This is a genomic window from Commensalibacter sp. A3DC, assembly GCF_047307945.1.
In the GTDB taxonomy this organism is placed as follows: Bacteria; Pseudomonadota; Alphaproteobacteria; order Acetobacterales; family Acetobacteraceae; genus Commensalibacter; species Commensalibacter melissae.
Genome location: NZ_JAXOQA010000036.1, coordinates 1 through 20,306, shown reverse-complemented (window position 1 = coordinate 20,306; position 20,306 = coordinate 1). Strand labels below are relative to the sequence as shown.

The following is a 20,306-nucleotide window of genomic DNA, read 5'->3' as shown; positions in this document are numbered from 1 at the left end:
TGGCAGTTTGAAGAAATTTCAAGATAAACTACCAAACCAGTATTCAAACGAACAAATAAAATATTATTGTAAAATTATCAGTGTGTTGCTTATATTTTGCAGCTTTATACTTTGTCATTTATGTTGGAGGAAGATAGGCTGGATAATTGGGGTCAACCTGACTTCCATCAATGCGCTTGCGGTCACTATCGTGATAAGTTACTTTCCTCAATTTTTTTTAAAATGGAATGACAAATTTCATTCTATATTTGATTCATAGTCAGGCAAGCATCTATATAAATTTATTCATTTATGGTCAGGCAGTAATTTCGTATCAAGACCCATCAATTGACCTAATCGGGACAAACGACGTGAGACTGTCTCACTGATAACAGCATCCAGATGATGATAATAATATAATGTAAGTTTCTTTTTCCCAACTTTTAACCGTGTTCTCAACAAAAGGTTGGGAAGATTTCCTGATAATGTATATGCCAATCGAAATGCCAGTCCCAATATCACGGCCTGTTCATAATGTTTAGGAGAAAGAATTTTCTTGGAAGCAGACAGGAATTTGTCATTCATGGTGGCATCATAACGTATCGCAATTGTCAAGGCCAAAAAGGCTCGCAACTGATGGTCAAACGCCATGCCGGCCATCCGTAAAATACGATAATAAGCCTGCTCTTTACGATAGGCTGGATGGTCATGACAACCACAATCAGAAATCATACAGGCTACCCAGCGTTTTTGCTGCATATCCTGATCTTCATTATCAAAAAGTGAATCTGTCCACTTGATCAGAGCGGAAGGAAATTCCTGTACACGACCCAATCGTTTACAAATATCTAAAGCTGCAGCTTCTTGTGGATTTTGATTACGATTATTTTCGGCAATAACATTTCGCATATACCAACCTTCCCGAACCCCCTCTGCACAAAAAATAATTTTTGACGGTTTTAAAATCATTAATAACTGTTTCAACACCGTGGCGGCATATGGTAAATCGTTTAACCTTTTATGAATTAAGGCCTGTGTATTTAAATTCCCATCTTTTAGCTTAAGTAAAATCCAATCCACAAGAATTTTTGCTTCATTATAAGAAAGCGTGTAATAATGAACGATACAAATCGGATAAGAAGTGTATTCCATATATAATTGTGCCATTGCTCGAAAAGCACCACCGACCAAATATAATTTTTTCTTTTTGGATTCATGCAACCATTTAACTGATTTTATGTCCTTACCCGCAATAACATTCGCTTTTGGAATTTTCTTGCCTGCACGATCCATCAGGCGAATAACACCCAAAGACAAGGTTTGGGCATTATATCGCTGTTGATTTGAAATTTGCACCAGCTCCATAGAGCCACCACCAATATCCGCAACAACACCATCCGCATTCGGAATACTGCACATTACACCCGCAGCGGCATAATCTGCCTCCTGTTCACCAGTCAATATTTGAACAGGTACACCAGGCATCCATTTATGCAACTTTTTTAAAAATTCATGTCCATCATCTGCATCTCTAACAGCTGCAGTCGCTAGGACAACAAATGGATCCGCCTTCATTGTCGTGGCAATTGCATAAAACCTTTTAAAAACATCTTCGGCTAACAAGACACCTTGCGGATTGAGTTTACCTGTTTTTTCCAACCCGCTTCCCAATCTAAGTGTGGCTTTTTCATTAAAGATAATTACGGGATTACGCTCCCTTCCTTCAAAAACAACTAAACGAACGGAATTCGAGCCCAAATCAACAATTGCTGATCGTATTGAGGAAGAGGAATGGATCATTATTATTTCCTTTGAGGCAAAAAATTATAATAGATTATAGTCTAATCCAAAGGCCTTGTATCCAACGAGGGATTCTCCATAAAATAGTTATGTGCGGAAAAAGGAGGTTCCGAAGATTCAAGACGTTTCCATTTTTTATCCCTCCCCAATTGCCAAGACTGCATATTATCTTTCAGATTTGCAACCATTAACTGATTTAAAATTTTATAATGAATATCTTCTGGCAAGATAGGTATCATTTCCTCGATCCGACGATCCATATTTCTTTCCATCCAATCTGCAGAAGACATATAGACTTTAGCCGATCTTGAAGGAAGCTCGTACCCGTTTCCAAATACAAAAACTCTGGCATGCTCAAGAAAACGGCCAACAATTGATTTGACAAATATATTTTCAGAAAGATTTTTGATACCCGGACGAAGACAGCAAATTCCTCGAACAATTATATTTATTTTTACACCTGCACAAGACGCCTCATATAATTTGTCAATTAATTGTGGATCCACAAGAGAATTCATTTTAAGCCACATCGCACCCGGTTTGCCTGCATTTACAAAAGCAATTTCATCATCAATCAATTCATTTAAGGTTTTACGGATGGTTAGAGGCGAAAACGCAATTTTTTCCATTTTGTCAGGACGTGCATATCCCGTGACATAATTAAATAATTTGGCCGCATCACGCGTTAATTCGGCATTACAGGTAAAATAAGATAAATCAGTATAAATTTTTGCTGTAATCGGATGATAATTGCCAGTGCCAAAATGGGCATAAGAGCGTATGTTTCCCCCCTCTCTTCTAACAACAAGACTCAATTTTGCATGGGTCTTCCAATCGGCAAAACCGAAAACAACCTGCACACCGGCTGCCTCCAAATCCCGTGAAAGACGAATATTGGCTTCTTCATCAAAACGGGCCCTTAATTCAACAATGGCTGTTACGGAAATTCCATTTTCTGCCGCCTCAATTAAAGCTTTGACAATGGGACTGTCCCGGGATGTTCGATATAAAGTTTGTTTAATGGCTAAAACCTGAGGGTCTTGAGCCGCCTGACGCAAAAATTGAATCACAACATCAAAACTCTCGAAAGGATGGTATGCCAACAAATCTTTTGAGCGTAACAGGGCAAAACAGTCCCCGGCACTTTCCCGAATACGCGCGGGAAGATGAGGTGCATAATATGGAAAAAGGAGATCTGGCCTGTTATCAACAATGAGTTGCTTAACATCCACCAATCCCAGTATTCCCTTATGAACCGTCACCTCTTCCGGAGGCACTTCCAGAGCATGGGCAACTATTTCACCAAGTTTTGGAGGGAAATGTTCATCGATATCCAAATGAATCACAACCCCGCGTCTTCTTCTTTTCAAGGCTGTTTCATAGGATCTCACCAGATCCTCCGCTTCTTCTTCAAATTCGACATCTGTATCACGAATAACGCGTAACAAGCCATAATTCGCAATTTTGTATCCAGGAAAGATCGATGAAATAAATATCCTAACCAAATCCTCCAATAAAACAAACCTTTGAATTTTATTGCTACATAACGATAAAGGCAAAGGTATAAAACGCAACAGCTGCGACGGCAATAAAATCATCACATATTTGCGGCTGCTATTTTGGCTAATCAATCTTAAAGCAATTGCGAGATTTAAATTCGGTATAAATGGAATGGGATGGGCAGGATCCAAGGCAATAGGGGTCAGGATTGGAAAAATACGCTCCATAAAAAATTGATGTAACCAGGTCAGATCTTCCTTGTTCAACTCTTCTGCCTTACAAACAATAATACCTGAATCACTCAATAATTTTATAAGTTCATGATAGATCCGTTGCTGGTCACTAAATAGTCCCTTAACCCTTTCCTGAATGGCAACTAATTGTTCTGCAGGTGTTAAACCATCAGGAGAAAGTGCTATCAACCCCTCTCTCACTTGACCGGTCAGTCCCGCAACACGTACGGAATAAAATTCATCAAGATTGCTTGCACTAATGGATAAAAAACGTACTCTTTCCAAAAGTGGATTATGTTTGTTTTCGGCTTCCTCTACGACCCTTTGGTTAAAATCAAGCCATGATAATTCCCGATTAATAAAACGCTCATAATCCATTTTGATATTATTAGATATCTGAATACTGTTTCGCTGTTTAATTTTGCGACCCGACTGTTTCATAGCAATTTTATTTTGTGTCAAATGATTGATATTCGATATATTTTTACGATTTTTTTGGATCATGTAATATTACTTTATACTGAATTATTTGCATTAAAAATTATTTTATTAATTTATCAATTTTAACACAATTTTCTCTAGTTTTTTCAAATAATTCAAAATCACGTTTAATTATAACATATTATTTCTATTTCATTATGAAATTGACAATTCATCAAGAATTTTCATGACTAGATTTCTGGTCATTCCCCCCTGCTCAACAAGGGTTATTTCATCTAACCGTTCAATAAACTGACGTACAGCAAAAGCTGTTCTTGGTAATCGTAACTGAATAATATCCATAATGGACGTTGGAATAACCAATTGCCTGTCAGCTACTAACCGAAGAAATAAAAGCCGTAATAATTCCTCTTCAGGTTGTTCAATTTTAATCGCTATGATCGACCGTAATCGGCTAGCCAAATCAGGCAACTCAACTTCCCATCGAGCTGGTGGAGAACGACCTCCTAGAACGGTTACGATCCGCAACTCTTTGGCCATGTTTAAAATATGCAACAATGAATGAAAATCAGTGACTAGATCGGCATCATCTATAACAATGGCTTTTATTTCTTTATTTTGTAATTTTTCCGACCAATATACAGAAGAGGTTTGTTGTAAAGCAGAAGCTGGAATATATAGGGCCTGTTCCCTTTCCGCCCATATTTGCAATAAATGCGTTTTACCTGTTCCTGAATCTCCCCATATTGCCAAACGTCGATCTGGCCAATCTGGCACATTGTAGGTTGTTTTACTGATCCCAAGCCAGGTCCGTGCAGCAAAATTTGAAGGTGAATGTATAAAATCTGAAGAAATAAAACGAGGCTGATAGGTAAAGGGTAAAGCGAGCTGCCTTGACGTATTAAAAAAACAATTTTGTTTATTTTTTTCCTGCATTACTACTTTACCAAAATTCAATCTATCCTATAAACCCTATTATGGTGTAAAACTATCCTATAACCATTTCAAGATAAACCTATAAAGCAAGAATAGAGGCTGCTTAATAATGAAGTCAGATTTTTCTGAGAATACAGAACTAAATAACCAGCAGGATGAAATCACCTATGAAAATGCTGGTGTCAGTATTGCCACAGGGGATGCATTGATCGAAGCTATAAAACCGGTTGTCTCCCAAACTCATAATAATGGTGTTATGGGTAATCTGGGCGGATTTGGTGCGTTATTTGACTTAAAAGCAACCGGCTATCAAGATCCAATTCTTGTTTCAGGAACCGACGGGGTTGGAACAAAGCTTTTGCCCGCAATCGAAACAGGGCTGTGCGACAATATCGGATTTGATCTAGTTGGAATGTGTGTGAATGATATCGTTGTGCAAGGTGCAAGACCTTTGTTTTTTCTCGATTATTTTGCTACCGGAAAATTAGAGCTTGATCAGGCACAACGTATCATACAAAGTATCAGTAAGGCCTGTGAAGCAAGTGGCTGTGCCTTGATTGGTGGCGAAACAGCGGAAATGCCGGGGATGTACAAGGAAAAACATTATGATCTGGCCGGATTCGCCGTTGGAGCAGTTGAAAGAGATCAGATTTTACCCAAAAATATCACTAGCGGTGATAAAATTATCGCTTTGACATCAAATGGTGTTCATTCTAACGGATTTTCCTTGGTACGCTCAATCGTAAAAGCCCAAAACCTGTCATGGGACGATGTGGCACCTTTCGATCCCAACCAGTTTCTTGGAGAGGCATTACTCGCCCCGACACAGCTTTATGTAAAACCTGTACTAAAACTTCATGAGGCTGGTCTTCTAAACGGGGCTGCCCATATTACAGGCGGTGGAATTGTCGGCAATCTTCCACGTATTTTGCCAGACAATCTTGTGGCTGTTGTTGACGGACAAAGCTGGCCCATGCCACCAGTATTTTCATGGCTGGCCCACGCTGGCAACGTTCAACCAGAGGAAATGCTGAAAGTATTTAATTGCGGTATTGGTATGATATTGATCACATCAGATTTTGAAGCCGTGAATAAACTACTTAATGATACCGATGTCCAAGCCTATATCATTGGCCAGATTGAACCAAAAACAGAACTCGATAATGATCAACAGGTATTCTTCAGCGACCTACCCGATTTTACCTTTATTCCTGAAATTGATTAACAAGGTGGGAACCCTTTAAATGTCGAAGAAAAAACGTATAGCGATCATGATAAGCGGACGCGGTTCAAATATGCGTTCCCTTATTGATGCATGTGCCAAACCCTCTTTCCCAGCATCAATTGAGTTGATCATTAGTAATAACCCAGATGCAGAAGGATTGGAAATCGCCCGCAAATCGGGAATTTCCACTCAAGTCATTGATGACTATGATTTTGGCAATAACAGACAAGCTCATGAACGCCAAATTAATGCGGCCCTTCAAGCCCATCATGTTACAACAGTCTGTCTTGCAGGTTATATGCGACTTTTAAGCCCGTTTTTGATCAATGAATGGAAAGGTAAGATCCTAAATATTCATCCAAGTCTCTTACCAGCTTTTCCTGGTTTAGATACCCATAAAAAAGCCCTTAAAAAAGGGGTGAAGATACATGGTTGCACCATTCATATCGTAACAGAAAAAATGGATGATGGTCCTATTCTAGGTCAGGCAGCAATTCCTGTTCTTCCCGATGATACAGAAAACACCTTGGCAAAACGTGTATTGGACCAAGAACATCTTCTTTATCCAAGAGTTTTAAAGAATTTTCTATTGGGATTTGAAGCTGATTCGACTTCTGATACCCTGATTAATGGATAAATTTAAAAAGGTTGGAGATAAAGATCTCCAACCTTTGGTTTTATACGCAGATTTCAATGTCTGAAAAAAAGAAGCGAATTTCAATAGCTGCATTTTCGGCAGAATCAGATCCATGAACTGAATTGGCCTCAATTGATTCAGCAAATTGCGCACGAATCGTGTGTGCTTGAGCTTTTTTAGGATCTGTTGCACCCATGATATCACGATTTTTTTGAACAGCGTTTTCGCCCTCCAAAACCTGAATCACGACAGGACCACTTATCATAAATTCAACCAGATCATTGAAAAAAGGACGTTCTTTATGAACTGAATAAAAAGCTTCAGCTTGCTGCTTGCTTAGCTGAATACGTTTTTGTCCAACGATTTTTAATCCCGTCCCTTCAATTAAAGCGTTGATTTTACCAGTCAAATTACGACGTGTTGCATCTGGTTTTAAAATTGACAGCGTTCTTTGTAAAGTCATATTGAAATTTCCTTTAATCTGTAAATATATTGCAGAGAAAAAATACTCTATTGGTAAATAGAAGTATTTCTCTTATCTTGTCGATAGTTTTTTTATCATATTTTGCAGGCAGATTTGTGAGTACGCTGGTTATAGATCACCTTACCCTTCGAATTTTAGGTCGCCCCCTCTTGGAAGATGCTTCCCTTACCATTGAGAATGGGCAAAAAGTTGGACTGATTGGCCGAAATGGAACAGGCAAATCAACATTGCTAGCCGCAATTTCTGGAGATATATCAATTGATGGAGGTGAGATCCTTTTATCAAACCGTATAAAAATGGCACGGGTTAAACAGGAAACACCATCTGGTAATTTATCATTAATTGAAACAGTGCTTTCTGCGGATAAAGAACGTACGTATCTCATAAATGAGGCTGAATCAACACGGGATGGGTATCGGCTTGCTGAAATTCATGAAAGACTAATAGCCATACAAGCTGACAGCGCTCCGGCTCGCGCAGCAACCATTCTTGCAGGTTTGGGTTTTAGTGCAGAAAACCAACAACGTCCTATTTCGGATTTTTCTGGTGGATGGAGAATGCGAGTTGCTCTAGCGAGCACATTGTTTTTAAATCCTGATTTACTGCTCCTTGATGAACCCACCAATCATCTTGATTTAGAAACGACTTTGTGGTTGCAATCCTGGATCAACAATTTTTCTGGCAGTGCAATAATTGTCAGCCATGATCGCAATCTTTTGAATGAATGTGTTGATGCCATTGCCCATCTTCATCATCAGAAATTGTCCATGACAGTTGGAGGATATGATGAATTTATCAGAGTACATAACGAAAAAATACTTCAACAAAATCGGGAAACTGAAAAAATAGCCGCGAAACGTGCTCATATGCAAGCTTTTGTCGATCGCTTTCGTGCCAAGGCGACCAAGGCCAGACAAGCGCAAGCACGCTTAAAAGCACTTGAAAAACTGCCTGTTTTGGAAGAAATTGTTGAGGAAAGGGCAATACATTTCGAATTTCCCCAACCTGTACAATTACCGCCTCCATTAATTACCCTTAATCAAGTCAAGATTGGATACGGCGATCATGTTGTACTTTCCAATTTAACATTAAGAATTGATCCAGATGACCGTATTGCCCTTTTGGGTGCAAATGGTAACGGTAAATCAACCTTTATCAAACTTATCGCAGGTTGTCTGAAACCAATGGAAGGTAGCATTCATAATCACACCAAACTTTCTGTTGGTTATTTTGCTCAACATCAGTTAGAAGAACTTATTCCTGGTCAAACCCCATTCAGTCATCTTGAAAAGGTTTTACCAAAAGCCACATCCACTGAATTGAGAGCGCAACTTGCCCGATTTGGATTAAATACCGAGCAAATTGATACCCCTGTTCAATCCTTGTCTGGTGGAGAAAAAGCTCGACTTGTTCTGGCTCTTATCACACGTCATAAACCCAATATCCTATTGCTTGATGAACCTACCAATCATTTGGATCTTGATGCCAAAGAATCCCTAATTCATGCATTATCCTCCTTTGAAGGAGCTGTCATACTTATTTCCCATGATCCACGTCTGATAGAACTGATAGCTGACCGGCTTTGGTTGGTTAATAATGGTACAGTTGAATCTTTTGATGGTGATATCAATGATTACCGTCAATGGCTAACGGATAATAAACGTATTCTTGATTCATCTGTAAAAAATACAGAAACTGGCTCATCTCAAAAATTAGCACGCAAGGAAAGAGCGGAAAAACGGAAAATACTTCAACCGTTAAAAAATAAAATAAAGGCTCTTGAATTACTTATTCAGAAAAATAGTGAAGCCTATCTCAAAATTGAACAAAAAATGGCTGAACCAGAGTTTTATTCAAATGTATCAGCTGAAGAAATAACAAAATTACAAATCGAATTGGCTGAATATCAAAAACGAAAAAACCAAGCCGAAGAAGATTGGCTTATTTTACAAGATAAACTGGAAAATACTGAAAAAGAATTGTAAATAATTTATAATATACTAACAGGCAATGAATATGATTTCATCATTGCCTGTTAATAAAATATTGAATCAGTCCAGTTTAGGATGTTGATCAATCAGTATCTGTCTACGTCGTTCCAAATCTGCGATTTTTTCATCAATTTCCTCAACTTTTTGCTCTATCGTATCAAAATGTTCTGATAAAATTTCTTTGGCCTCATTACGATCGGAAGCTGTTGGTGTTTCACCTCTTAAGGGTTTATTGGCCGTTTCAGGCATTCGTATTCCTGTCCACAGTCCTATTAATGAAATACCCATCAAATAAAATGCAGGCATATTTAAGTTATGCGTTGCTTCAACCATCCATGCCACAATTGTTGGTGTCATGCCTGCGATTAAAATCGAAATATTAAAAGCAATCGCCAATGCGCTATAACGAATTTGAGTTGGAAAAATAGCTGGCAGGATTGAAGCCATCACACCGATAAAACAATTCAATAATATGGCAAGAATTAATAAACCAATAAATATAAAACCGACTGAATTGGTTTGAATCATCAAAAAGGCAGGATAAGATAATAAAAAAAGTCCAGTGCTACCCCCCAATATAAAAGGACGCCGTCCAATTTTATCACTTGTCATTCCAATTATAGGCTGAACAAATAACATACCAACCATTACGGCAATAATAATCAGTACGCCGTGATTTTCTGAATAATGCAAATTATGTGAAAGATAACTCGGCATATAAGTCAAAAGAACATAATACGTCACGTTGGTAACAATTACTATTCCAACACATATCATTAAACTTTTCCAATATTTACTGGCCACTTCCCGATATGATAGTTTGGGTGAATTTCTGAGGTTTACCTTACTTTCAGCCTCCATATCCTCGACATGCTTTTGAAAGGCTGGTGTTTCCTCCAATTCATGACGCAAATATAATCCTATTGCTCCCAAAGGAAGGGCTAAAAAGAAAGGAATACGCCATCCCCAACTTTCAAACTGCACATCAGAAATCATGCTGGATATCAAAACAACAACACCAGCCCCAATTACAAACCCTGCGATAGATCCAAAATCAAGCCAACTTCCCATTAATCCACGTTTACGATCAGGGGAATATTCCGCGACAAAAATTGCGGCACCGGAATATTCTCCACCTACTGAAAACCCCTGTACAAGCTTTGCAATCAATAATAAGACCGGGGACATAATACCAATGGATTGATAACTTGGGATTAATCCAATACTACAAGTACCCAAGGACATTATGATTATAGTTATCGCCAGGATTTTTTGTCTTCCGTATCGATCCCCCAAAATACCACAAACTATTCCTCCCAATGGACGAACAAGAAAAGGAACAGAAAAAGTCCCCAATGAGGCAATCATTTGAACACTTGGTGAAGCATCAGGAAAAAAAACCTTACCCAATACAAAGGCCAAAAATCCATAAACCCCAAAATCGAACCATTCCATTGCATTTCCAAGTGCGGCTGCAGTTATGGCTTTTTTTAATTTATCATCATCGATAATGGTGATGTCATTAATATTCATTGGTTTATATATTTTTTTTGCTGGCCTCATTAATATTTCCTTCAAAAGTATAATTTATCTTCATAAATCAATTTTTTTTATTTTTTAAATTTTTAATTTTTTTTGATTTTAACAAGATTTAAACATTTTAAGGAAAATCTGTCCTTTCATAATCATATTGATCAACAAGCTTTCTTAATGGATCAAAAGCACTATCATTACAATCTTTTACAAATATCTTGCTTTCATTCTCATTGATGACTTCATAAAATATCTTGTTATTCCAATCCGCCTGGCTGATCCCAAGCCACAATACCAAAGTGAAAGGATGAGGTTTTTCATGTTCAGGTTTATTAATATAATAGTTTTTGTCCAGATCACGATTAAACTGAATTTCAACATCCCCAGTGGATGGCGGGTTCTGATGTAATGGTCCCCAACCTTTTAGATTGGATTTTATCCATTTCTTAACCGATTCAAGCTCTGAAGGTGTTAAACTACGTTTTTTGTGCAAGGGCCCAACAACAAGTTCTGCATTGACTATCGGTGGAAAAGTAACAGGTTGAATTTTATCCCTGACCGAAAGCCATATAATCATCACAATGGTAAGACAAACGATTAATACAAGGGTTAAAATTATATTTTGCTTTCTCATTCTTTTATTTTTTTACTTTTAAAACTGCTTGAATAACACGGTTAACCTGAGCATTCGAAAGTTCTGGATGAATAGGTAATGCCAAAATCCGTTTGGAAACTTCCTCTGATACTGACAAATATGTTCCATCATGATAGGAGTGATAGGCAGGTTGTAAATGCAATGGTAAGGGATAATAAATGGCCGAGGGAATATTTTCAGCCTTTAACGTATCTTGTACAAATTTGCGTTCTGCTTCATCACTTAATAGAATTGAATAAATTGCCCAGGCACTTTTACTATTTAATACCCGAGCTGGTATTTTTACACAAGACAAAAGCGCGGCATCGTATAAAGTTGCAATTTCTTCTCTTCTTACAAGCTCCTCTTCAAGATAACCGAATTTGGCCAACAATATTGCTGCCTGTATCGTATCCAAACGTCCATTTATTCCCGTTCGCAAAACCTGATAACGTGTTTGTCCTTCGCCATGCGAACGCAACGAGCGATAAAGTTCAAACTTTTCTAAACTGTTTGTAAAAATTGCACCACCATCCCCATAGGCTCCAAAAGGTTTGGATGGAAAAAATGAGGTGATCGTAGCATCTGCCTGACTACCCAGTTTCTTTCCATGATATTGACCACCAAAGGACTGAGCACAATCATCCAACAAAAATAAATTTTCATCTTTAGCAATCTGGCATAATTCATTCCATGGCGCAGGCTGTCCAAAAAGATCTACCCCAATAATGGCTTTAGGTTTTAATTTATTTTCTTTTTTAACCTTATCAATTGCACTTTTGAGATTAATTGGATCAATTTGAAAAGTTTCAGGATTAATATCAACAAAAATGGGAGTTGCACCCAGTAATAATGGAACCTCAGCTGTTGCTGTATAGGTAAATGCAGGTAAAAAAACAGCATCCCCTCTTCCAACATTTTCACCCATTAACGCAATCTGGATTGCATCTGTTCCAGATGAAACCCCTATACAATATGAAACACCGACATATTCCGCCAAACGATCTTCAAGTTCCTGAACTTCAGGTCCTAAAATAAACTTTCCATGTGAAAAAACCTTGTCTATACGATCTTTTAAAATCTTTCCTATACGTGCCTGTTGTTTGTTTAAATCTAAAAATAATATCGGATCATTCATATTCACCTCTAGTATAATTTTTTAAATTATCTTATTCGATTTTTTGATTTCGTTCATTTAATTCGACAAATGTTTAAATTCAGGCACTAATTTCTGCACATATGTTATTGCCTCAACAACATCATTATTATCACATGCATATCTAATCCGATCGATATATTCCGTAACCACCTTGATATCCATACCTTTGGGCGTTGCCATCAATAAACCGTCATGATCAGTTGGAACTGGGGCTTCACGACCATAAAATAATTCCTCAAATAATTTTTCACCAGGTTTTGCTCCGGTAAATTCTATGACTATGTCCTCATCCGGTTTTAACCCGGCAAGGCGAATCATCTGACGTGCTAAATCCAGAATTTTTATGGGTTTTCCCATATCAAGTACAAAAATGCCCCCCTGATGCAACATCTCATCCGTTTTGTCTCCATTCCCAAATCTTATTGTTGCTCTTACGCTAGCCTGTAAAACCAACCCTACCGCTTCTGGAATAGTCATAAAATAGCGTTGCATATTTGGATCGGTAACCGTCAAAGGTCCTCCATGACTCAACTGACGTTTGAACAGGGGAACAACAGATCCTGTTGAGCCAAGAACATTTCCAAACCTTACCGTAATGAATCGCATTTTGCTCATACCCAACCATTCAAAACCCTGATTTTTCTTTTCAGGATCATGGTCACGAATGGTTTTATCGAGAGACTGACAATACATTTCTGCAATTCGTTTTGAAACGCCCATAAAGCTTGAGGGATTAACCGCTTTATCAGTTGATATCATAATAAATGCCTGTGTCCCGCATTTAACAGCAGCATCAGCCACAACACGCGTGCCAATAATATTTGTTAAAAACCCCTCGATTGGATTATTCTCGATTGTAAATACATGTTTCAAAGCTGCAGCATGAAAGACCAAATCTGGTTTATATTTTTGAAAGAGGGAATCTACTCTTTTCTTTTCTCGTATATTGATTAAGATCGTTTCCCTTAAACCTGCAAAATTACTTTCCGATAATTCAATATTTATCTTCCATAGTGCATATTCGCTTTGATCAAGCAACAATAATAATTTAGGGGATAAATCAGCAACTTGCCGAACCAATTCTGATCCTATACTTCCTCCCGCACCTGTAATGGCCACGACTTTGCCCTTTATCATTTCAGCCATGCCAGCACGATCCAAGACAATCTGTGGCCTGTTCAATAATTCATCAAGAGCAATCGGTTTCAATTCTAAATTGGCGGCAGGTGATAAATGGGTAATTACTGGTGTTCTCTGAACATCAATATTCCATTTACCCGCAATTGCTAAAAAATCCCGCAATTGCTCCCCTCTTAATTCTTGACCAATAATCACGAATAAAGAAGGTAATTTTTTTTGTGCATCAAGCTGTGTAAGTATAACAGAAAAATCATCCAAACTTCCTAAAATGGGAATATTATGAATACGATGACCTTTTCTATTCTGACGAAAAGAGATCAGTCCCATAACCGATAATGCGTTTGAATGATCAAGCCGTATAGCCCGCATAAACAGATCAATATCTGCATCATTTCCAACAATGATAATTTTTCTTTTTTTATTGAAATAATTCCTAAATGCTTCTGCAGATAAAATCCGGTAACCTATTCTACCACCGCCCATTAATAGCAAAAGAACCATTGCATAAATAAACGGAAATGTCACGGAAGGTAATGGATATCCGGTTACATATAATAAACAGGTGAATAATATCGCACTGCCTACAGATGCAGCGGCTATATTTAACAAATCCGCTATCCCGGAAAAACGCCAATATTGTTGTGGAATATGAAATGGTATTCCACTAACCAGCAAGGTCAATACACCACCCGTTAAAAACCATAATGGATGGATAAACCCGCCCTGTGGATCAGAAAGCCAACGTGCCAATGGAGCGGCAATGGCTGCCAACAGACCATCCATAAAAATATTGATAGCAATACGATTAAATATCTTTTTTTGTTGGCTAGAAATAGTTACACTAGGCTGTTGCAAAATCACTTTTCCATTTAAATAATGTAAAATAACTTTATTTAATTACATTACATTTAAAAAACAATGAACTCTGTAAACTATAAATATTTGTTACTTATCTGGCTTATCTCCAATACACTATTATCCGCAACAATTGTGAAATATGTTGCCTCAGTTGGTATTATGGATAATCCAAACCAACGGAGTTCTCATACATTTCCAATACCAAAAGGCGGTGGGATAGGTATCATTTCCGCCTTTTTAACTGCCAATATAAGTTTTATTTACTTAATTAACCAGCATTATTCTTTATCAATCATAGGTTTATTATCAACCATTACATTCATATCATTATTTTCGTGGCTGGACGATATCAAACAATGGTCAGCCTTATCCAAACTGGCAATTCAGTTTATTGCATCCATAAGTGTTTGTATTTTTGTCTTTCCAGCCTCTTTCTTAGAAAGCCATTTATATTTACTTCCTTTTTTTATAATCTGGCTTGTTTATATAACTAATGCTTATAATTTTATGGATGGTTTAAACGGTTTGGCTGCTGGAGTTGCCGCAATCTGCTGCCTGTTTATTTATTTTTATAGCACAAATCTGGAAAATAAAATTTTTGCATTATCCCTGTTGACTGGATTGCTCGGTTTTCTTCCTTTTAATTTTCCAAAAGCTGAAATTTTTATGGGAGATGTCGGCAGTCAAGCTTGCGGTTTGATATTGGCCTCTTTTGCCATTATTCCCTTAGGCACAGCGATCAACCCAGACTTTGTCACCTTAATTTCTCAAAATATAATAATATTTTTTCTTTTGTTTGGTTTCATTTTTGATGTGACTTTTACATTAATACGTAGAATAATTAACAAGGAACCTTTTTTACAAGCACATCGCAGCCATTTATATCAAATGGCACATCGCAGTCATATTTCTCCGATTTTAATCACGTTTATAGAATGTTTATTTTGCATTTGGGGTGGTTTTTTATTCTATATATTCCCCCTTACTTCATTGCAAAACATTGAACTCGCGTGCTCGCTACTGATTTTGCCTCAACTTATCTGGACTTTATTCATTCTTTACAAAACACAGTCTTTAAATATAAAAAAATGGTAACTGTATGATATCCAGTTACCATTTCCAAAAATTCAAACAACTATTTTTTCATTTTATCTAGTTGTTCACCATTTAATTCATCTGCAGTCATATGACTTTTATTTGCAGATTTCTTAATGTTTTTTTCTTTCTGCTTGTCAGCTTCAGCTGCTTTTTGCAAATGTTTATCAACAAATTTAATTTCAAAACCTGCAGGTGCACCGGCCAATCTTCCGCCAACAGTGTTTGTATCCATTTTAATGATAACATTCTTTGCATTTTTTAGATTTCCAGCCCCTACACCAACACCAGCTGTGGCTTCACCCGTAGCGGCAGCATATTTTCCAGCAAAATCATATATATTTTTTAACTGAAAAACACGTCCTGTTGCTTGAGATTTTGAAAAACCTAATGCAACAACATCACCACCCTTTATCTTGAACTTGTAAACATGTCCCCTATAATGAAGAATACCATCTCCCCAAGTATAACCAACGCCTAAATCTGCTGAATGAAAGGTCATAGTCACCGTACCTACGGATTTTTCAGAAGATGCAGCAGCTTGATGAACACGTTTGTGATGATTGGCCGCAAATACTGGATTAATTAAAAAAGACGATCCAATCAGAGTAGCGGCAAAGAGTAAGTTATTATTTTTCATTATGATTTCCCCAAATAGTTTCTGTACTATAATAACACTTACCTGGAAATAAATAAATATATTAAACTACATTCTCATTTTGGGTATTAAATAAAAAAGCAGTTATTAAATTAATAACTGCTTTTACAACATATATAGTAATTGTTATATAACCATTATTATTGCTTCACAGCTTCGCTCATAATGGATTGAATATTCTGCAAATATTCATAACCTTCTTCTGTACGCTGCACTAATACAGAGCGACGATCCATAGGGTCTGTTTTTCTACCTAGCAAATTGAGTTCTTCCAATCGATCCAGAGCTCTTGTGATAGCCGGTTTTGAAACTCTTAGAGCCGCTGCCAGTCCACGAACAGTCTGAACTGTTTCATTCAAATAACAAATCAAGAAAACAGCCAATTGACGTGCTGACAAGTCAGGTTTATCCTGACGTACCATTGTCGTGATTGTATTCTGGAGAATAACAATCTGTTGTTCAAAAGGGATTTTTTTAGAAGTCATTTTATAACCTTTGAATAATTACTTACATATAACGTTGTGTCAGTTAAACAAATGAGTATTATGACTTAAAATATCAACCTTCTCTACAAAAAATTATAACAAATTAATTACAATTAATTTGACACACCAAAAAAACATAGGAAAAGTAATAAAAATTTCTCATTGAAAAATTAGTTTATTAAGCTTTAAGCTTTATTTACCTCCTTTTTATTTTGATAATAAAATTATTTTACTCCTTTTTTTGATTTTGTAACTATATAATAACAAAAAGTAATAAAAATAAACCAAGCGCTTCCGATATATAATGCCATACGCGTGTCAAACTGTATCATTAGCGTCAATAACGTGAAAAAAATAAAAATTATGCAAAGAATACAGGAGATATATCCACCAGGTAATTTGAAGAAAGAACTCATGTGTTTATGAAGATGTTTTTTTCTATACTGGATATAGGACAGTAATATTAGCAACCAGGTAAATAATGAAATAATTGTCGCAACGGAAGCCACCAAAGTAAAAATTTCAATAATACTTTTATTATTAAAAAGTAATAAGATGACTGAAGTTAATAAACATAAGCAAGAAAATCTCAGACCATTTATCGGTATAGAATGTTTAGATAATTTCCCAAAAAAAGCAGGCGCTTTATTAAGTCTTGCCAAACCATATAACATACGGCTACTGGAAAATACCCCGCTGTTTGTGGATGATGCCGCTGACGTAATCACAACAATATAGACTATTGCAGCAGCTGCAGGGAGACCAGCAAACAAAAACAACATGATAAATGGACTTTTGGATGGATTGATACTTTGCCAAGGAATAACCGCCATAATAACCATTACAGAAAATACGTAAAACATCAAAATTCTTAAAGGGATATTATTAATGGCCTTGGGTAAATTTTTTTCCGGATCTTTAGATTCAGCCGCAACAGTACCAATAAGTTCAACTCCAATAAAGGCAAAGGTGGCACTTTGAAATCCAGCCAAAAACCCCTCAAATCCATTAGGAAACAAATTGCCATGATTCCATATGTTTTTTACAGAGGTCACGTCTCCTGATGGAGAACGAAAACCCGTAACGATAAAAAAGATACCAACAAGAATTAAAACAATAATGGCTAGAATTTTGATAATGGCAAAACTAAATTCCATTTCACCAAATATTCGAACAGTCAAACGGTTTAAAATATAAAATATTGCGATACAGCATAGAGCCGGTATCCAAGAATACAAATTGGGATAAAATATTTGCGTATATCCTGAAATGGCAATTAGATCTGCAATACCAATGACAATCCAGCACAACCAGTAAGACCAACCCAAAACAAAGCCGCAACAAGGTCCAAGCAATTCTGTAACAAAATCTACAAATGATCTGTATCGTAAATCAGATAAAAGAATTTCGCCCAAGGCACGCATTACAAGGAATACAATAATACCAATAATACAGTAAATAAAAATAATAGAGGGACCAGCAAGTGAAATCGTATTAGCCGCTCCCATAAAAAGACCAGTGCCTATACACCCTCCAATTGCAATTAACTGCATATGTCGGTTACTCAAATTTCTTTTTAGTTCTGTATCTATACCCTGACCCATAAAAAACCTTTATTACATTGATTTTTCAAACGTGTTTGAAAATGATTAATTTTTTGCAAGCAATAAATTAATCATTTAATTATTAATTAAAATAAAATCTCAAAACAATTGTAATTTATAATTATCATTGAATGATTATCTAATTAATTTATCTATTATCCTGTACGCTTATCAAAAACAGCTGATATAAATTACCTATAATGACACAAATCAAAGCAATACTTGGACCAACAAATACTGGCAAGACCTATACAGCCCTTGAACGCTTGCTTGCTTATCCTTCCGGAATCATTGGATTTCCCCTAAGGCTTCTTGCCAAGGAAAACTATGAGCGAATGGTTAAAATCAAAGGGAAAAAAAATGTCGGGCTTATAACAGGTGAGGAAAAAATTGTTCCACCCCAGGCAAAATGGTTTTCCTGCACTGTTGAGGCAATGCCCGTTCATATACCCGTTGATATTGTCATCATTGATGAAATTCAGCTTTGTTCAGATCCAGATCGTGGACACATTTTTACCCACCGGCTTCTTCATTGCCGCGGAACATATGAAACAATTTTTCTCGGGGCTGATACAATCATCCCTATTTTGAAAAAACTTGTTCCATCTATCGAAATACAAACACGGCCAAGACTTTCATCATTAGTATATAATGGATTTACCAAATTAACAAAATTACCACCACGTTGTGCAATTGTTGCCTTTTCAGCCCATGAAGTTTATGCCATTGCAGAATTGGTCAAGCGTCAAAAAGGTGGATGTGCAATTATCATGGGAAGACTTTCTCCCCGTACCCGTAATGCACAAATGGAACTTTATCAAAATAAAGAGGTTGACTATTTGATTGCCACCGATGCAATTGGCATGGGTTTGAATATGGATGTCAATCATATCGCTTTTGTGAATTTATCAAAATATGATGGACGACAGATGCGTAATCTCTATCCAAGTGAAATTGCTCAAATTGCAGGTAGGGCTGGGAGAGGCTCAAGGGATGGAACATTTGGCATAACCGCGAATTGTCCAATAATTTCTGATAAAATTGTCAATGCCATAGAAAATCATGCTTTCGATCCCATAAAACAAATTTATTGGCGTAATCATGATCTCGATTTTCAAAATCCCCTGACACTTTTTTCCACCTTAACCACACCTTCACTGTTTCCACAGCTTATAACTGGTCAATATTCCTCTGATCTTAAAAACCTATCTTATCTTATCCAAGACCATGAAGTACGTTCAATATGTACGTCACAATTTAAAACTGAATTGTTATGGGAATGTTGTCAAATACCCGACTTTAAAAAAATTAGCAGTGAATATCATGCACGGATATGTAAACAAATTTTCCTTTTTTTGATCAAACAAGGCCATATACCTGAAAATTGGATTGATCAGCAAATTCAACAGCTAAATCATTTGCAGGGGGACATCGATACCTTAATGCAGAGACTTGCCAGTATTCGTATCTATTCATTTTTAACAACAAAAAATAATTGGGTAGAATCATCATCTTATTGGCACGCCCAAACAAAAGAGATAGAAGAAAAACTTTCCGACGCGCTACATGACAGTTTGGTATCAAAGTTCGTTAATCAAAGGGTCACAAACCTTATCCATCATTTATCTCACTCTAAACAAATAAATGCCTTTACCTCTATAACAAATGAAGGGAATATTTCAATTGATGGCGAGTTTATTGGTAAAATTCGGGGATTTTGTTTTCAACTTCCGGATTCAATCCAAAAAGAAGAACGCTCTTTTATTTTAAAAAAAATTAATAAATCGATTGAAAAATTTATCCCTCAACAGGTTAATCGATTAATTCACGATAATAATAAAGAATTTACGATAGATCATGATAAAAAAATTATATCATGGCAAAAATCACCAATCGCTCAATTAAAAAAAGGCA

16 protein-coding genes are annotated in these 20,306 nt (G+C 36.7%); 5 read left to right on the top strand and 11 right to left on the bottom strand.

Translation table 11 applies throughout. The features are described from left to right. Positions 1 to 285: 285 nt before the first annotated feature. The 3 genes from U0839_RS05675 to U0839_RS05665 form a co-directional block, all read right to left on the bottom strand. Positions 286 to 1,779 carry a Ppx/GppA family phosphatase gene (locus U0839_RS05675; protein WP_413550271.1) on the bottom strand — a complete coding sequence of 498 codons (1,494 nt, stop codon included), beginning with the start codon at positions 1,777 to 1,779 and terminating at the stop codon, positions 286 to 288. A gap of 41 nt (positions 1,780 to 1,820) precedes the next feature. Next, positions 1,821 to 4,016, bottom strand: coding sequence for an RNA degradosome polyphosphate kinase (locus U0839_RS05670; protein WP_413550269.1), 2,196 nt, complete (start codon positions 4,014 to 4,016; stop codon positions 1,821 to 1,823). 132 nt (positions 4,017 to 4,148) lie between these two features. Then, positions 4,149 to 4,889 (bottom strand): DnaA ATPase domain-containing protein, encoded by a 741-nt coding sequence (locus U0839_RS05665; protein ID WP_155565595.1) that lies wholly within the window; start codon positions 4,887 to 4,889, stop codon positions 4,149 to 4,151. Positions 4,890 to 4,998: 109 nt separating this feature from the next. Between U0839_RS05665 and purM the strand changes: the two genes are divergently transcribed. Beyond that, positions 4,999 to 6,114: a phosphoribosylformylglycinamidine cyclo-ligase gene (purM, locus tag U0839_RS05660; RefSeq protein WP_413550268.1), complete on the top strand. Its 1,116-nt coding sequence runs from the start codon at positions 4,999 to 5,001 to the stop codon at positions 6,112 to 6,114. A 19-nt stretch (positions 6,115 to 6,133) separates the two neighbouring features. Beyond that, positions 6,134 to 6,751, top strand: a complete 618-nt coding sequence (gene purN / locus U0839_RS05655) for a phosphoribosylglycinamide formyltransferase (RefSeq protein WP_155565597.1) — start codon at positions 6,134 to 6,136, stop codon at positions 6,749 to 6,751. A 40-nt stretch (positions 6,752 to 6,791) separates the two neighbouring features. On the opposite strand, the gene ndk is transcribed toward purN, so the two are convergent. Continuing rightward, positions 6,792 to 7,214, bottom strand: a complete 423-nt coding sequence (gene ndk, locus U0839_RS05650; protein ID WP_413550267.1) for a nucleoside-diphosphate kinase — start codon at positions 7,212 to 7,214, stop codon at positions 6,792 to 6,794. A gap of 116 nt (positions 7,215 to 7,330) precedes the next feature. Here ndk and U0839_RS05645 point away from each other — a divergent pair, with 116 nt between their 5' ends. Then, the gene (locus U0839_RS05645; protein WP_413550266.1) at positions 7,331 to 9,220 is read left to right on the top strand and encodes an ABC-F family ATP-binding cassette domain-containing protein; all 1,890 of its coding nucleotides are present in this window, start codon (positions 7,331 to 7,333) and stop codon (positions 9,218 to 9,220) included. A gap of 66 nt (positions 9,221 to 9,286) precedes the next feature. Here the strand turns inward: U0839_RS05645 and proP are convergent, their stop codons facing one another. The 4 genes from proP to U0839_RS05625 form a co-directional block, all read right to left on the bottom strand. Further along, positions 9,287 to 10,789, bottom strand: a complete 1,503-nt coding sequence (proP, locus tag U0839_RS05640) for a glycine betaine/L-proline transporter ProP (protein ID WP_155568230.1) — start codon at positions 10,787 to 10,789, stop codon at positions 9,287 to 9,289. Between the two features lie 97 nt (positions 10,790 to 10,886). Further along, positions 10,887 to 11,393, bottom strand: coding sequence for a hypothetical protein (locus U0839_RS05635; RefSeq protein WP_122123727.1), 507 nt, complete (start codon positions 11,391 to 11,393; stop codon positions 10,887 to 10,889). 4 nt (positions 11,394 to 11,397) lie between these two features. Continuing rightward, on the bottom strand, positions 11,398 to 12,531 hold the full coding sequence (locus U0839_RS05630; protein WP_155566938.1) for a DegT/DnrJ/EryC1/StrS family aminotransferase: 1,134 nt from the start codon (positions 12,529 to 12,531) through the stop codon (positions 11,398 to 11,400). A 57-nt stretch (positions 12,532 to 12,588) separates the two neighbouring features. Beyond that, positions 12,589 to 14,547 carry a polysaccharide biosynthesis protein gene (locus tag U0839_RS05625; RefSeq protein ID WP_232349947.1) on the bottom strand — a complete coding sequence of 653 codons (1,959 nt, stop codon included), beginning with the start codon at positions 14,545 to 14,547 and terminating at the stop codon, positions 12,589 to 12,591. Between the two features lie 63 nt (positions 14,548 to 14,610). On the opposite strand from U0839_RS05625, the gene U0839_RS05620 reads away from it, so the two are divergent. Beyond that, a complete protein-coding gene (locus tag U0839_RS05620; RefSeq protein WP_155565602.1) occupies positions 14,611 to 15,645 on the top strand; it encodes a UDP-phosphate alpha N-acetylglucosaminyltransferase in 1,035 nt (344 codons plus the stop codon). A 40-nt stretch (positions 15,646 to 15,685) separates the two neighbouring features. Here the strand turns inward: U0839_RS05620 and U0839_RS05615 are convergent, their stop codons facing one another. The 3 genes from U0839_RS05615 to U0839_RS05605 all read right to left on the bottom strand — a co-directional run bounded on the left by U0839_RS05615 (position 15,686) and on the right by U0839_RS05605 (position 18,392). Continuing rightward, positions 15,686 to 16,285 carry a hypothetical protein gene (locus tag U0839_RS05615; RefSeq protein ID WP_155565603.1) on the bottom strand — a complete coding sequence of 200 codons (600 nt, stop codon included), beginning with the start codon at positions 16,283 to 16,285 and terminating at the stop codon, positions 15,686 to 15,688. A 158-nt stretch (positions 16,286 to 16,443) separates the two neighbouring features. After that, on the bottom strand, positions 16,444 to 16,788 hold the full coding sequence (locus U0839_RS05610; protein WP_110438182.1) for a MarR family transcriptional regulator: 345 nt from the start codon (positions 16,786 to 16,788) through the stop codon (positions 16,444 to 16,446). A 224-nt stretch (positions 16,789 to 17,012) separates the two neighbouring features. Continuing rightward, positions 17,013 to 18,392: an amino acid permease gene (locus U0839_RS05605; RefSeq protein WP_155565605.1), complete on the bottom strand. Its 1,380-nt coding sequence runs from the start codon at positions 18,390 to 18,392 to the stop codon at positions 17,013 to 17,015. 200 nt (positions 18,393 to 18,592) lie between these two features. Between U0839_RS05605 and U0839_RS05600 the strand changes: the two genes are divergently transcribed. Continuing rightward, a partial coding sequence (locus U0839_RS05600) for a helicase-related protein (protein ID WP_413550264.1) occupies positions 18,593 to 20,306 on the top strand: 1,714 nt, incomplete at its 3' end.